A 13,908-nucleotide genomic window follows, 5' to 3' on the forward strand; every position below is an offset into this window, starting at 1 on the left:
GCCGGGCGGCCGAGTGGCTGGGTAGCCCGAGCGACTGTCCAAGCAGTTGGGGCGCCTGATTCTCCTCGCGTCCGCGCTTGAGCGCCAGTGGGTGGGCGCCCGAGCGTCCGAACGCCTGAGGAACGGGTGGCGCACTCGCGACGACTCGCGCATGCGGTCGCGAGGCGCCGGGTGTACCGTGTGCGCGAAAGTCGTGTGCCTGCCGAGTGAGGAGCGCAGCATGGTTCTGATGCATCAGCGCGACGGCGTGGCCGAAGACGATGTCTACTGGCACGAGTCGATCGAGGGCGCCTCGATCGGCTCCGAGGTCTCGCTCATCCTCACCTACAGCTCGAAGGTCGGCTCGGGCCCGCGACTGCACCGGCATCCCTATTCCGAGACGTTCGTCATCCGGCACGGGCGCGCACTGTTCACCGTCGGCGACGAACAGCTCGAGGCGGTCGGAGGCCAGGTGCTCGTCGTGCCGGCGCAGACGCCGCACAAGTTCGTGATCATCGGGCCCGAGGCCATGATCTCGACGCACATCCACGCGAGCCCGACCTTCATCACCGACTGGCTCGAGTAACGGCCTCGACAGGCGCGACCCTCAGATGAGTGCGGGCCGAGCCTGCCCAAGCCGGGTCAGGCCGCGAGCAGCCGCTCCGCCCGCGCGAGGTTCGCCAGGAGCTCCTCACGGTTCTGCGGCGTGACGTACGCCGGCTGGTCGCGCTCGGCGCGCCAGCTCTCGGCGAGCGTGCCGATGACGACGGCGTCGAACCCGAGGTCGTCGAGGAGGTCGGCGACGAGCGCGGCGGCCTCGTCGAAGTCGCTCGCGGTCGACAGTGCCCGGCGCCCGGGGGTTCCGGCGGGAGTGCCGTCGGTGAGGAGCGCCGCTGCGGCGATGTTGTTGAAGCCCTTCGCGACCTTCGACTCGGGCAGGTGCGCCTGCAGCAGCCCCGAGACCGTCGCCTCGCCGGAATCGAGCGAGGCGATGCGGCCGTCGCGCTCCCAGTAGTAGTTGTTCGTGTCGATCACGACCTTGCCGGCGAGCGGCGCCACGGGGATGTCGCGATAGGCCTTCAGCGGCACGGACACGATGACGAACTCGCCGGCCTCGGCGGCCTCGGTCACCGTGCCGGCCGTCGCGTTCGGGCCGAGTTCGGCCACGAGTTCGGAGAGCGTCTCGGGGCCGCGCGAGTTCGCGATGGTCACCCGGTGGCCGAGCTCGACGAGGCGCCGTGCGAGAGTGCCGCCGATGTTGCCGGCGCCGATGATTCCGATGTCAGTTGGTGCGAGGTTCGTCATGCTCGGATGCAACGCACGCGCCGACATTTGATTCCGGAGAATCCGAAGGTGACGAATCAGGTCACGCCGGCTGGATGTTCGTGTTGTCGCGGAACAGGTTGCCCGGATCGACCTCGCGCTTGATCGCACGCAGCCGCTCGAGCGTCGCGGGCGGGTAGGCCGCCGCGACGGTCGCAGGCCCCACCTCGGTCTCGAAGCTCACGTAGGCGCCGGAGAAGTGCGGCGCCATGAGCTCGTTCCAGCGCTCACTCGTCCGGTGGCGACTCGACCCGAACGCGACGACCGAGAACTCGGCCGAGCGGTGGGCGAAGGCCGTCGCGTCGGCCGGCACGTCGTGCACGGCGCCGCCGACTGCGCGCAGCTGGAAGAAGTAGCTCGCCCCGCTCGCGATGAAGCGGGCGGCGTCGGCCGCGAACTCCGGCGTGATGCGGCCGATGATGCCGGTGCGCGCGGTCGGCTCACCCTCGGCGCCGTGGCTGCCGTCGGCGGCGTTCGCCATGATCGACTCGTACGTCGTGAGCCGCACGTCCTGCCCGACGAGCGGCGCGGCCTCGGCGAGCGGCTGCAGCCGGGCGATGACAGTGTCGGGGTCGTCGGAGTCGATCACGGCCATGACCCGGGCGACCGGCGGTTCGCCCGGGCGACTTCCGCCCATGATCAGGAAGCTCGTGACATCGCGCGGCGAATCCACGACCCAGTCGCCCCAGGCCTGCAGGAACCCGGCGGTGTCGCTCGCGTCGAACGCGAGCTGCGCGAAGCCGAGCTGGCCGACCTCGTCGACCTCGAACTCGAACGCCGTGACGATGCCGACGTTCGCCCCGGCGCCGCGCACAGCCCAGAAGAGATCGGGATGCTGCGAGGCATCCGCTCGCACGATGCTGCCGTCGGCCAGCACCATCTCGACGGCGCGCACATGGTCGATCGTGAGGCCGTGCTCGCGTACGAGCCAGCCGATGCCGCCCGCCGTCGCGAGTCCGCCGACGCCCACTCCCCCGTAGTCGCCCGACGAGAGCGCCCAGCTGTGCGGTGCGAGGAACGCCGCGACGTCCTGCCAGCGCGCACCCGCCCCGACGCGCACGAGCCGCTTCGCCTCGTCGAGCACCTCCATCGCGTTCAGCCGCGAGAGGTCGATGACGATGCCGCCGTCGTTCGTCGAGCGTCCGCTGATGCCGTGGCCGCCGCTGCGCACGCCGAGCGGCACGTCGGGGTTCCCGCGCGCGAAGTCGACCGCGTCGGCGACCTGGGCCGCGTCGGCCGGGCGCAGCACGAGGCCGGGAGCGCCGCCCCGCATGTACGTCGACTTGACGCGCACGTAGCCGGCGTCGCCGGGCTCGACGGCGTCGGCGGCGAGCGGTGCGGGCACCGCGTCGTAGTCGATGCCGTCGCGCCGCTTCGCGCGCACGGAGGCACTCCGCACCACCCTGCTCCCTGAGCCTGTCGAAGGGCTGGCAGACAGCGAGATCGAGTCGGGGGATGCCGCGGCATCCGCTGTTCGCAGCTCTCGTGCGACCGCTTCGCGCAGGGCCGGCGCGACCTCCTCGGCGAAGTGCACGATCGTGCCGGGGTCGTCGCTCGCGAGGATGAACGTGCCTACGCCGTCGTCGACGGCGTAGGGCAGCAGGTCGTCGACCCACTGCGCGGCCGAGCCGTTCAGGAACCCGCCGCCGCCCCCGAATCGGCCGCCGATGTTCACGAGGCGCCGGATCTCGCGGGGATCGCGACCGGCCGCGATCGCAGCCTCGTCGATGCGGGCGTTACCCGCCGCGTAGTCGCCGGGCTGCATGTAGCCGAGCGAGGGCAGCCAGCCGTCGCCCTTGCGGCCGATGAGCCGGAGCATGCGGGGCTTCAGCGCGCCGATGATGATCGGGATGTTGTGCGCCGGCGCGGGCCCGCGCTTCGCGCCGTCGACCCGGTAATAGGTGCCGTCGAGCTGGAAGCGCGCGTGTTCGCCCTGGTCCCAGATGCCGCGGATGACGTCGATGCCCTCGGAGAGCGCGTCGACCGCCTGCCCCGGCGTGAGCTTGCGGCCGCCCATCGCATCGATCGCGTCCCAGAACCCTCCGGCGCCGAGGCCGAGCTCGAAGCGCCCGCCCGAGAGCAGGTCGAGGCTCGCGGCGGCGCGCGCGAGCACGGCCGGGGGCCGCAGTGGCAGGTTCGCGACGTTGGCGGCGACGTGGATGCACGCGGTGCGCGCGGCGACCCAGGTGAGCAGGGTCTGCGTGTCGTGGAACGCCGGCTGGTAGGGGTGATCCTGGAACGTGACGAGGTCGTACCCCGACGCCTCGCTGAGTTCGGCGAGGCGCACGGCGAACTGCGGCGGATCGTTCTTCGGCGTGATGAAGGTGCCGAACTGCAGTTCGTGGCCGTAGTGCATGGTGCTCCGATCGATCGCGGGCGCACACGCACGCTGCGCCACCCTGCCATCCTGCAGCACAGTCGACGCGGGCGCACGACACGGGTAAGCTACTTACCTATGGTTAGTGATGACGAAGCGGATGCCGCGGCGGTCGCGCGGCTCGATGAGCGACGTGCCCGCCTGCACGACCTCGGCCACATCGACGAGGCGGAGTGCCGGCGCTTCCAGAGCACGGTCGAGTTCGCGGGGCGCAAGTGGAACGCCGCGATCCTCCTCGCGGGCGTGCGCGGGGCCCGCCGCTTCTCGGAGTACCGCGGCACGGTCACGGGCATCTCCGACCGGCTGCTCGCCGCACGCCTCAAGGAGCTCGAAGACGAGGGCATCCTCGAGCGGCACGTGCAGGCGACGACGCCGGTGACGATCACCTATACGCCGAGCACGACGGGGCTGCAGCTGATCGAATTGCTGCAACCACTCGTCGAGTGGGGTCGGGCCCGGCCGGCCGAGACGGAGCGCTCGGCCGGCTGAGCGCCGACTACTTCTGGTCGGACGCCGGAGCGGCCTCGCCCGCAGCAGGTGCTGCGTCGGCGGGAGCTGCGTCGGCAACGGGCGCGGCAACGGGCTCCTCGACGACCGCGGTCTCTTCGACGACGACCTCATCGGCGACGGCGGGCGCCTCGGCGACCGGGGCGACGGCGGCAGCCGCAGCGGCCTCGGCCTCGGCCTCGGCCTCGGCGCGGTCGAACTCGGCCTCGGCACGGTCGAGCTCGGCCTCGAAGGCGGCATCCTCGGCGGCGACGAGCGCAGCGGCCTCCGCCGACGCGATTCGAGCACTCCGGCCGAGCGCGTGCACCGCGAGGGCGATGACGACGGCGAGTGCGCCGACGGCGAGCAGCAGACCTGCAATCGTCGTGTTCGACTGCGCGCCGAGCAGGCCGGCGACATCCTGCGAGCCCGCGGTGTAGAGCTCGACCTGGGCGGCGGTCGACGAACTCAGGAGCCAGTAGCCCCCGCCGATCAGGGCCACTGCCGCGACCCAGAGCAGGATCAGCGGCACGTTGACCTTGGAGCTGGCGGTTGTATTCACGATGTAGGTGTCCTTCGCAATCGGGAGAAGCCGGGTCGGCCTCACAGCACGGTAATTGCTGAGCCTATGCGTGTCCTATGCACCAGGGGAACATCCACTCGACGGCCGCACGAGGCCGATCAGATCGAGCGATGGTCGACGAAGGCCATGCGCGGCCCCCGTCTCGGCCGCCCCCGCACTCCCGCCGCGCCGAGCAGCCGCACGACGCGATACCGGTGGCCGCGCCACGGATCGAGCGTCTCGAGCATCTCGTCGTCGGTCATGTCGCGCCCGGCGAGCGCATGCCCGACGTAGTTGGAGAGGTGGTAGTCGCCGACCGAGAGCGCGTCGGCGTCGCCGAGGGCACGCTGGGCGACCTCGGCGATCGTCCACGGGCCGACGCCCGGCATGAGGGAGAGGCGAGCCGCGGCATCCGCTGGGCTCATCTCGACGACGGCCTCGAGCTTGTCGGCGTACCCCGCCGCATTCGCCAGCGTGCGCGCCCGCTTCGGGTCGACGCCCGCCCGGTGCCACTCCCAGCTCGGGATGGTGCGCCAGACCTCGGGCGACGGCACCACGCGCATCGGCCGCGGCGTCGGGCCGGGGGCCGGGTCGCCGAACGTCGTCAGCAATCGCCGCCACGACTCGTGTGCCTGCAGGGTGATGACCTTCTGCTCGAGGATCGACGCGGCGAGGGCCTCGAAGACCTGCGCGGTCCGCGGAATGCGCAGGCCCGGGTTGCGCCGGTGCGCGTCGTCGATCAACGGCAGCAGCGGTTCGAACTCCGACGGGTCGTCGGCGTCGCCGAGCAGTTCGGGCGCCTGTGCGACCGCCGCCCCTGCGCCCGGGCCCCACGCCTCGCAGCGCAGGGTCTCGGCATCGGGCTGGGTCAGGCGCAGGGTCGCGTCGCCATCGGCGGTGCGCGACGTGCGCCAGACGGCGCCGCTCGCATCGAACAGGAACGCCGGGTCGCCGCCGCCGCGCCGCAGCGAGCCGAGCGTCTGCCGCAGGTCGGTCGGATACCTCGGCCGCCATCTGAGGGCATGGTCGGCGATCACGGCTCCAGTGTGCCCCACGCACCTGACAGTCGCCGTGCTCGCGGGTTGAGGAGCGAGCGCCAGCGAGTGTCTCGAAACCTGCCTGCCGATCGGCGAAGTCGCGGCCATCGTCACGGCGACTGCACGGCGCACCGCCGAAGACGGCGACGACGAAGTCAGCAGCGACGAAGCGGATGCCGCGGCCGCCACCGCCGACACGGGCGCCGAGGCATCCGTCACCGCCTGAAGCCTCGCTCGCTCAGTCACTGACCCGCGGGCTCACTGCCTCGCTGGTCTGCGAGCGCCGCCTCAGCGCGGTTCGAACGCGGCGTGGAAGATCGCCCAAGCTCGCCGGGCGGCCGGGCGGCGCTCGTCTGCGCCCGTGCGCGCGAGCAGGTCGGCGAGCATCGAGACGGCGAGGAGCACGTCGGCGTCTTCGACGGTGTCGGCGATGCGCCCCGCCGCGCGTTCGCGCGCGACGACCGCCCCGACGACGGCCGCGAGTCGTGCACCGAGATGGGCCACCCGCTCGTCGTGCTGGTGCTGCCAGATGAGGTCGACGAGCGCCGTCGACGCGACGGCCTGCCCGATGATCGCCTCGAGCAGGTCGTCGAGGGTCGCGTTCTCGGGCTCGACGGCGGCCTCGAGTTCGTCGATGTTCTCGTCGAAGACCGCGACCGCGAGCGAGAGGCGGTCGGGGAAGTGACGGTAGAGGCTGCCCTGCCCGACACCGGCCTTCTTGGCGATCGCGTTGAACGGTCCCTGAAGGCCGTCGACGGCGAAGACCTCGCGCGCGGCGGCGATGATCGCGCGGCGATTGCCGGGACCGGCGCTCGGCCCGCGATTGGCCCTGCGGCCCTCGGAAGTTCCCGTCCCACGTTCAGGCACGAGTGCTACCTTACTACCGGACAAGGATGTCCGGTATGGCTTCGCACCACATCGAAGAGAAGGAAGCACCACCATGAGCACCCCCAAGACCCTCTCGGGCGACGACTCGATCAAGACCTGGCTCGAGCACCCCGTCGGCGGCCCGATCCTCCGCGACCTGCTCGCGCAGGCCGGCCAGGATGCCGACGTCATGCGCCCCGTGCAGCGCCTCGCCATCAAGCGGCTCATCAAGCTCAGCAAGGGCCAGTTCAGCCAGGAGATGGTCGACCAGCTCGTCGCGCGTGCGGCGGCCGGCGACGTGCCGACGGGTGCAGCGGATGCCGCCGCCCAGGCGCCGGCGTCCGCTCCTGCGACGACCGGAGCCGGGGCCGAGGCCGGCGCTGCCGACACCGCAGCCTCGATCGAGCGCCCCGAATGGGTCGAGCGCCTCGACCAGGGCCGCTTCGCCGGCAAGACGGTCATCGTCACCGGCGCCGGCTCGGGCATCGGCCGGGCCACCGCCTCGCGCGTCACCCGTGAGGGCGGCCGGGTCATCGCCGTCGACGTCTCGCAGGAGCGCCTCGACGACTTCGCCGCCGAGCACGCCGGCGCCGAGATCGTGACCCTCGTGGCCGACATCACCGACGACGCCAAGGTCGCCGAGATCGTCGCCGCGGCCGGCGACCGCATCGACGGCCTCGCGAACATCGCCGGCATCATGGACGACATGACGCCGATCGGCGAGCTCACCGACGCCGTCTGGCAGCGCGTGTTCTCGGTCAACGTCGACGGCACCATGAAGCTCATGCGCGCCGTCGTGCCTGCGATGGTCGCCCGCGGCACCGGCTCGATCGTGAACACCGCCTCCGAAGCCGCGCTTCGCGGATCCGCCGCCGGCGTCGCCTACACGGCGTCGAAGCACGCCGTCGTCGGCCTCACGAAGTCGACGGCGTTCATGTACGGCCCGAGCGGCCTGCGCGTCAACGCGGTCGCCCCCGGCGCGACGATCACGAACATCGAGGCGAAGTTCGCCTCGCCGCTCGGCGCCGAGCGCGTGCAGCTCGCGATGACGATCCTTCCGGATGCCGCCGAGGCCGAGGCCCTCGCCGCGTCGATCACCTTCCTCCTGAGCGACGACGGCGTGAACATCAACGGTGTGGTGCTCGCGAGCGACGGCGGCTGGTCGGCGGCATAGTCGGCGCCGGGGCACCCGTCGTCTGACGTGTCTCGGTGATGTGAAATTCAGGAGATCCCGCACGATGGCCCGCCCAGGGACCTCATCTTGCGGGATCTCCTGAATACTCTCGATGTCGCTCGCGGGGCGTCCAGGCGGCAGGCGAGTACGCTGCTCGGATGCGCTTCGGAACGCTCGACTTCACGCCCGCCGCCGACTCCCCCGACCTGCTCGCGGCTTCCACGGCGGCCGCGATCGACGCGATGCCGGCAGCGGATGCCTCGACGGTGCTGGTCGCCGCGATCGACCCCGGTCTCGCCGACACGGCCGCCTTCTGCGAGCACTACGAGATCTCGATGGGCGACGGCGCGAACTGTGTGATCGTGCAGGCCCGACGGGGCGAGCGCACTTGGTACGCCGCGTGCCTCGTGCGCGGCGCCGACCGGCTCGACGTGAACGGCGCCGTGCGCCGGCACCTCGACGCGCGCAAGCTCTCGTTCGCCTCGATGGACGCCGCGGTCGAGCTCACTGCCATGCAGTACGGCGGCATCACGCCGATCGGCCTGCCCGCCGACTGGCCGATCCTCGTCGACCAGTCCGTCGCGGCGCACGAGCGACTCATCGTCGTAGCGGCATCCGCGGATCGAAGCTGCTCGTCTCGGGTGCGCTGCTCGCAAGCCTGCCGAATGCCGAGGTGCTTCCGATCGCACAGCCGAGGGCGTAGGCGCCCTCTGGAGCCCACTCAGTCGCGCGCCGCAGCCTTGCTCCGTCGAGGCCGCAGCGCGACGAGCAGCGTCGTGACCGAACCACCGACCGCGACGAGGAGCGCCGCGACGGCGACACCGAGATAGCGCCACTCGGACGCCTCGCTGTACGAGAACGTGTCGGCCCAGTCGAGGCCGAGGCGCACGATGACGGCGCCGATCACCCAGCTCAGCACGATGCCGCCGATGATCACGAGGGTGCGACGCATCCACTCATCGTAGGAGCCGGCGGTGTCGGCGCCGGGGGTTAGCCTCGATGCGGCCCGCGGTCACGGGTCGCGCAGATGGAGGACGCATGCCGAGAGAGACCGGGCCCAAGCCGCCGCGCATCGACGAGATCCGGCTGGTCGACCTCGTCGAGCGCGAGATCGGCGAGCTCGCGGGCGGTGACCGGGTCGAGGGGCGGCGCTACCGCGGCGGCGGCCTCGGCGGACGCGACCTCACGGGGGTCGCCATCGGCGAGTCCGAGCTCGTCGGGGTGTTCGCCCATGACGCGCTGCTCCGCGGCGCCGTGATCACCGAGACCGTGATCGAGCGGCTCGAGGCGCCGGTGCTGCGCGCACCGCGTGCGACGCTCCGCGACGTGCTCGTCTCGGGCTCGCGCATCGGTTCCGTCGAGTTCTACGACAACCGCTGGGAGTCGGTGCGTTTCGTCGGCTGCAAGCTCGGCTTCGTGAATCTGCGCGGAGCCGAGATCCGCGACATCCGCTTCACCGACTGCACCATCGAAGAACTCGACCTCGGCAACGCCAAAGCCCAGCGGGTCGCGTTCGAGCAGTGCGACGTGCGCTCGCTCGACGTGACGGGTGCCAGGCTCAGCGACGTCGACCTGCGCGGCCTCGACCTCGCCGCGATCAGCGGTATCGACGGGCTTCGGGGCGCCACGATGGACGGCATGCAGGTCGCGCTGCTCGCGACGACGCTCGCGAACCACGTGGGCATCCGCGTCGTGGACTGACCTCGCACGCGGGTTGCGCGCATCGATGCGGTGTCGTGATCGAACGGCCCTTCCGCGGGTCTTCGGCGGCAGCTAGTGTGGGCCGAACTGGGTCAGGCGACCCAGTTCGACGGACAGCGAGGTTCCCGATGCACGACGCCCCCACGACGCATCCCGACGATCAGGCGGAGCGCACGACCCCAGTGTCAGCCGGTGCTCGCCGCACCGCTCGTCGCCCCCTCGTCGCCGTCATCGCGATGCTCGGCCTGATCGTGGTCCAGGCCGTCGCCGACCCGACGGGACTGCTGGCTCTTGTCGGCTGGTCGGGGGCGATTCCGCAGGCGAGTGCCGGTATGTGGCCGTTCGCGCCCTACCTGGTGTTCGTGCCCGTGGTGCTCGGCGTGGTGTGGTGGGCGGCGGTGCGCGCCGGCGACCGGTTCTGGACCCTCGCGGCGGGCGTCGTGCTGGCGGTGCTCCTCGCCCAGGCCGCGGCCTGCTTCGTCATGACGTGGGACCTCGCGGTCGCCGCGTGGGCCGCCGGCTTCGTGACGGCGAAGGCCGTGCCCGCGGCGCTCATCGTCGCAGCGCTCGCACGCTGGCTCGGGGGCCCGACGACGCGCCGGTCGTTCGAACACGGTTCGATCTGGCCCGCCGCAGTGATCATCGCCGTCGTCGCACCGCTCCTCGCGGGCCTCTGGTGGACGGGCGCCGTCTACGCGGTCGGCATCCCGGTGGCACGTCTCGACCGCGGCATCCCCTCGATGCTCGTCGCGGTGGTGCTGATCGCCGGGGCGACCGCCCTGTGCCTGCGCTGGATGCGGGCGCGCGTGCCCGGCGTACTCGGCGGCTGGCTCGCCGCGCTCCTCGCCGGCGGTCTCGTCGGCCTCGTGCAGGCCGTCGTCGCCCTGGTCGTCGACGGCGGCTTCGCCGGCGACATCTGGCCGCTGATGGCGGCCTACGTGACGGTCGCCGACGGGCTCGCGTTCGGCGCCTGTCTCGGCTGGATCGTCGGGGTGAGCGCCGTCGTCTTCGACCGCGTTCATGCCGGGCGCACGGCCCGGGCCGAACAGGCCCCCGAGCTCGTGGCCGCTGCAGTCGCGGTGCTGGCAGTGGGTGCGATCGGCGCGACCCTCGCCGTACCGAGCGCCGAAGCCGCCTCCGCAGAGGCCGGTGCCGCCGGCGCTGCGGTCTCGCCCCCCGAGGGCTTCCTCCGTGCCGAGGGCTCGATCATCACCGACGACGCCGGCAACCAGGTGCTGCTGCGGGGCGCGAACGTCAACCAGCTCGTCGACTTCTACCAGCACCAGCCCGACGTGCCCGCGACGCGGCCGCTGACCGAGAACGACTACGCGGGTATGGCCGAATACGGGTTCAACGTCGTGCGACTGAACCTCTCGTGGTCAGCGCTCGAGCCCGAGCGCGGCACGCTCGACCCCAAGTACCTCGCGAAGATCGAGGAGGCGGTGGGCTGGGGCGCGGAGCACGGCATCTACACCGTGCTCGACATGCATCAGGACGGCTGGTGGAACGGCCCGACCGAAGAAGGCACCGTGTGCCGCCCCGGCACCGAGGAGATGTGGGGCTACGACGGCGCACCCGAGTGGGCGACGATCACCGACGGCGCGCCGCGCTGCCAGTTCACCGGGCGCGACATCTCCCCCGCCGGCGACCGTGCGTTCCAGAACTTCTACTTCGACACCGACGGGGTGCAGACCGCGTTCGCCGAGACCTGGGGTGAGCTCGCCGCCGAGTTCGCCGACGAGCCGATGGTCGCGGGCTTCGACCTGATCAATGAGCCGGGCTTCGGCGAGACGGCGCCCGTGACGACGTCGCACCAGCTCGGCAGGTTCTACGACCGGGCGATCGACGAGATCCGCGAGGCCGGTGCCCAGCAGATCGTGTTCTTCGAGCCGAGCATCCTCTGGTCTGGCCTCGGATTCGACACCGGCCCGACCCCCGGCTTCACCGACGACGACAACATCGTCTTCTCGCCGCACCTCTACGCCGAATCGATCACGATGGACCGAGACCTCGGCATCCCGCCGATCGTCAGCATCGAGCGCCAGTTCGCGCTCGCGCAGCGCGTCGCCGACCTCTACGACGCCCCCCTGTGGTCGGGCGAGTACGGCTACTGGGGCGAGGACGACGACGTGCTCGCCCGCATGAACCGCTACGCCGACGAAGAAGACGAGCGCAGGCTCGGCAGCGCGTACTGGGTCTGGAAGCAGGCCTGCGGTGACCCGCAGAACGGCATCGGCCCCTTCGGCAATGCGCTCATGATGCAGGAGTGCGAGACCGGCGGCGACGCGCCGCCCAAATCGGAACTCCTCGAGATCCTGAGCCGCGCGTACCCGCAGTCGGCTCCGGGCATGCTGACGTCGCTCGAAGCTGAGGGCGCCGCCGTCGATCTCGCCGGAACGACCCCCGACCGCAGCTGCGACCTCGCGGTGTGGGTCCCCGGCGGCTCCGAGCCCGACGTCGAGGTCACTGGCATCACGAAGGTCGAATCGACCGAAGTGCCGGGCGGATGGATCGTGACGGGCTGTGCCGACGGCGACTACACGTTGACGACCAACGGCTAGCCTCGAGGCATGACCTTCGAGCCGGCGCCGAGCGGGCGCGACCGCCGAGACGACGGCCGCCGCGCCTCGCTCACCGCGATGATCGCGGCGGAGCCCGACCGGCTCCGGCGGCGCAGCATCTCGCTCGGCGTCGCGCCCGATGACGCAGAGGATGTCGCGCAGACGGCGCTGCTCCGGGCCTGGCGATCGATCGAGCAACTGCACGCGCCGGAGCCCGGCCAGATGTGCTCGTGGCTCGACACCATCGCCAGGAATGCAGCGGCCGACCTCGCCCGCCAGCGGGCACGTCGCCCGGTGGCGGCGCTCGACGATGACGCCCCCGACCTGGCCGCCGGAACGAGCGTCGCCGGCGACGTCGAACTGCGGGTGATTCTCGACGGCGCTCTCGGTGCGATCAGAGGCCTTCCCGATTCCCTCCGCGAGCCGTTGCTCCTCAGCGTCGTCGACGAACTCTCGGCTCCCGAGATCGCCGAACGGCTCGAGATCTCGCCCGCCGCGGCGCGCCAGCGCATCTCCCGCGCACGGAAGTCCCTCGCCGAGTGCCGGGAATCCGGCATGTCCGAAGCATCCTGACACTCGCCGGCGACGAGACCCCGACGGGAAGACCGGCCCTGTTCCCCCAGCGGCCGGCCCTCCCGTGGTCATGTCGCTCAGGCGGTGCCGAACGGGTTGTCGACGGCGTAGCGCCATCCGTGCTGCTCGTCGTGGACCGCGACGTCGGCGGTGGTGCCGGCCAGCGCGATCTCGGAGCCGTCGGGTCCGGTGCCCGTGATCGTCCAGTCGGCGATCGCGAGACCGGTGCGGCCGCTCTGGAACACGTGACGGACCGTCATCGTGATCGGCAGGTTCAGGCCGAGGAACTGCTCGAGCGCGCCGCGCACGCCCTCCGTGCCCTGCACGGGCTGACCGGGCGCGGGCACGAACACGACGTCGTCGACGTTCAGCGCCATCAGACCATCGAGGTCGCGCGCGTTGAACCGGTCGGCGAACGCGAGGTTGAGCTGGTCGAGTGAGGTGACAGGGGTCGCCATGACGCGCCTTTCTTCGTGAGGCCCGCCTGTTGCCGGCCCCTCTAGAGAAAGACGCCGCAGCGCCCGAGGTGTGACACGCGTATGCGACCGCCCTGCGCCTGGGCTCTGCGCCGCAAACGAAAACGGCCCGGAGTCTCATGGAGACCCGGACCGTTCGATAGGTGGTGCGCGAGGGGGGACTTGAACCCCCACACCCTTGCGAGTACTGGCACCTGAAGCCAGCGCGTCTGCCAATTCCGCCACTCGCGCACGTGTGGTCGCACTCTCGTGCGTCCAACCACGAGAGACTAACATCTCGCGCCCGGCAAAGCCATTCGAGGGCAGCGGATGCCTCACGCCGCACGCTGAGTCACAGGATGTACGCCGCGACACGCCGACGGCTTACGGCGTGTCGCACGATCGATCCTGCGACTCAGCGATCCCAAGCCGGGGTGCACGCCACAACGGTGGCGGCGAGCGGCGCGCCGCCGACCCTCCACGGTTCCTCCGAGTCCTGCTCGCACCTCGCGCTCCCCCACCACCCGGGAATAGCATCGATCAGCGGGTTCCGTTGCCCCGACCGTTGCGACGAAAGGACCGCAGTTTGACTTCCCCCAGCGAGTCCACGCACGCGCATGACCGCGCTGCTGCCGACACTTCCCCCAGCGAGTCCACGCACGCGCATGACCGCGCTGCTGCCGACACCTCCCCCAGCGAGTCCACGCACGCGCATGACCGCGCTGCTGCCGACAACTCCCCCAGCGAGTCCACGCACGCGCATGACCGCGCTGCTGCCGACACCTCCCCCAGCGCGTCCACCCGGACTCTCCG

The 13,908-nt window shown here is 71.3% G+C and carries 14 protein-coding genes and 1 tRNA gene; 7 read left to right on the plus strand and 8 right to left on the minus strand.

Annotated features, from left to right (window positions below):
• Positions 1-220 precede the first annotated feature (220 nt).
• Positions 221-565: a cupin domain-containing protein gene (locus tag VPH61_RS04660; protein ID WP_332062344.1), complete on the plus strand. Its 345-nt coding sequence runs from the start codon at positions 221-223 to the stop codon at positions 563-565.
• 56 nt (positions 566-621) lie between these two features.
• Here the strand turns inward: VPH61_RS04660 and VPH61_RS04665 are convergent, their stop codons facing one another.
• The gene (locus VPH61_RS04665; protein ID WP_332062345.1) at positions 622-1,413 is read right to left on the minus strand and encodes an NADPH-dependent F420 reductase; all 792 of its coding nucleotides are present in this window, start codon (positions 1,411-1,413) and stop codon (positions 622-624) included.
• Entirely contained in the window at positions 1,346-3,658 is a 2,313-nt protein-coding gene (locus VPH61_RS04670; protein ID WP_332062346.1) for an LLM class flavin-dependent oxidoreductase, read from the minus strand. Before VPH61_RS04670 ends, VPH61_RS04665 begins: the two co-directional genes overlap by 68 nt.
• Positions 3,659-3,757: 99 nt before the next feature.
• On the opposite strand from VPH61_RS04670, the gene VPH61_RS04675 reads away from it, so the two are divergent.
• On the plus strand, positions 3,758-4,168 hold the full coding sequence (locus VPH61_RS04675) for a winged helix-turn-helix transcriptional regulator (RefSeq protein ID WP_332062347.1): 411 nt from the start codon (positions 3,758-3,760) through the stop codon (positions 4,166-4,168).
• Positions 4,169-4,175: 7 nt separating this feature from the next.
• Here the strand turns inward: VPH61_RS04675 and VPH61_RS04680 are convergent, their stop codons facing one another.
• The 3 genes from VPH61_RS04680 to VPH61_RS04690 form a co-directional block, all read right to left on the minus strand.
• A complete protein-coding gene (locus VPH61_RS04680) occupies positions 4,176-4,727 on the minus strand; it encodes a hypothetical protein (RefSeq protein ID WP_332062348.1) in 552 nt (183 codons plus the stop codon).
• Between the two features lie 119 nt (positions 4,728-4,846).
• Positions 4,847-5,764, minus strand: a complete 918-nt coding sequence (locus VPH61_RS04685; RefSeq protein ID WP_332062349.1) for a DNA-3-methyladenine glycosylase family protein — start codon at positions 5,762-5,764, stop codon at positions 4,847-4,849.
• A 288-nt stretch (positions 5,765-6,052) separates the two neighbouring features.
• Entirely contained in the window at positions 6,053-6,631 is a 579-nt protein-coding gene (locus VPH61_RS04690; RefSeq protein ID WP_332062350.1) for a TetR/AcrR family transcriptional regulator, read from the minus strand.
• A 73-nt stretch (positions 6,632-6,704) separates the two neighbouring features.
• Here VPH61_RS04690 and VPH61_RS04695 point away from each other — a divergent pair, with 73 nt between their 5' ends.
• A complete protein-coding gene (locus VPH61_RS04695; protein WP_332062351.1) occupies positions 6,705-7,805 on the plus strand; it encodes an SDR family NAD(P)-dependent oxidoreductase in 1,101 nt (366 codons plus the stop codon).
• 158 nt (positions 7,806-7,963) lie between these two features.
• The gene (locus tag VPH61_RS04700) at positions 7,964-8,635 is read left to right on the plus strand and encodes a YbaK/EbsC family protein (protein ID WP_332062352.1); all 672 of its coding nucleotides are present in this window, start codon (positions 7,964-7,966) and stop codon (positions 8,633-8,635) included.
• On the opposite strand, the gene VPH61_RS04705 is transcribed toward VPH61_RS04700, so the two are convergent.
• On the minus strand, positions 8,527-8,757 hold the full coding sequence (locus VPH61_RS04705; protein ID WP_332062353.1) for a hypothetical protein: 231 nt from the start codon (positions 8,755-8,757) through the stop codon (positions 8,527-8,529). The two genes, VPH61_RS04700 and VPH61_RS04705, sit on opposite strands and share 109 nt — an antisense overlap.
• Before the next feature lie 86 nt (positions 8,758-8,843).
• Between VPH61_RS04705 and VPH61_RS04710 the strand changes: the two genes are divergently transcribed.
• The 3 genes from VPH61_RS04710 to VPH61_RS04720 all read left to right on the plus strand — a co-directional run bounded on the left by VPH61_RS04710 (position 8,844) and on the right by VPH61_RS04720 (position 12,640).
• A complete protein-coding gene (locus VPH61_RS04710; protein ID WP_332062354.1) occupies positions 8,844-9,506 on the plus strand; it encodes a pentapeptide repeat-containing protein in 663 nt (220 codons plus the stop codon).
• A 128-nt stretch (positions 9,507-9,634) separates the two neighbouring features.
• Entirely contained in the window at positions 9,635-12,067 is a 2,433-nt protein-coding gene (locus tag VPH61_RS04715; protein WP_332062355.1) for a glycoside hydrolase family 5 protein, read from the plus strand.
• Between the two features lie 9 nt (positions 12,068-12,076).
• A complete protein-coding gene (locus VPH61_RS04720) occupies positions 12,077-12,640 on the plus strand; it encodes an RNA polymerase sigma factor (RefSeq protein ID WP_332062356.1) in 564 nt (187 codons plus the stop codon).
• 77 nt (positions 12,641-12,717) lie between these two features.
• On the opposite strand, the gene VPH61_RS04725 is transcribed toward VPH61_RS04720, so the two are convergent.
• Both VPH61_RS04725 and VPH61_RS04730 read right to left on the minus strand, forming a co-directional pair.
• On the minus strand, positions 12,718-13,098 hold the full coding sequence (locus VPH61_RS04725) for a YybH family protein (protein ID WP_332062357.1): 381 nt from the start codon (positions 13,096-13,098) through the stop codon (positions 12,718-12,720).
• Positions 13,099-13,260: 162 nt separating this feature from the next.
• Positions 13,261-13,347: transfer RNA gene (locus VPH61_RS04730), tRNA-Leu, on the minus strand.
• Positions 13,348-13,908: the final 561 nt, after the last annotated feature.

It is taken from the genome of Agromyces sp. CCNWLW203, from assembly GCF_036576125.1.
GTDB lineage: Bacteria > Actinomycetota > Actinomycetes > Actinomycetales > Microbacteriaceae > Agromyces.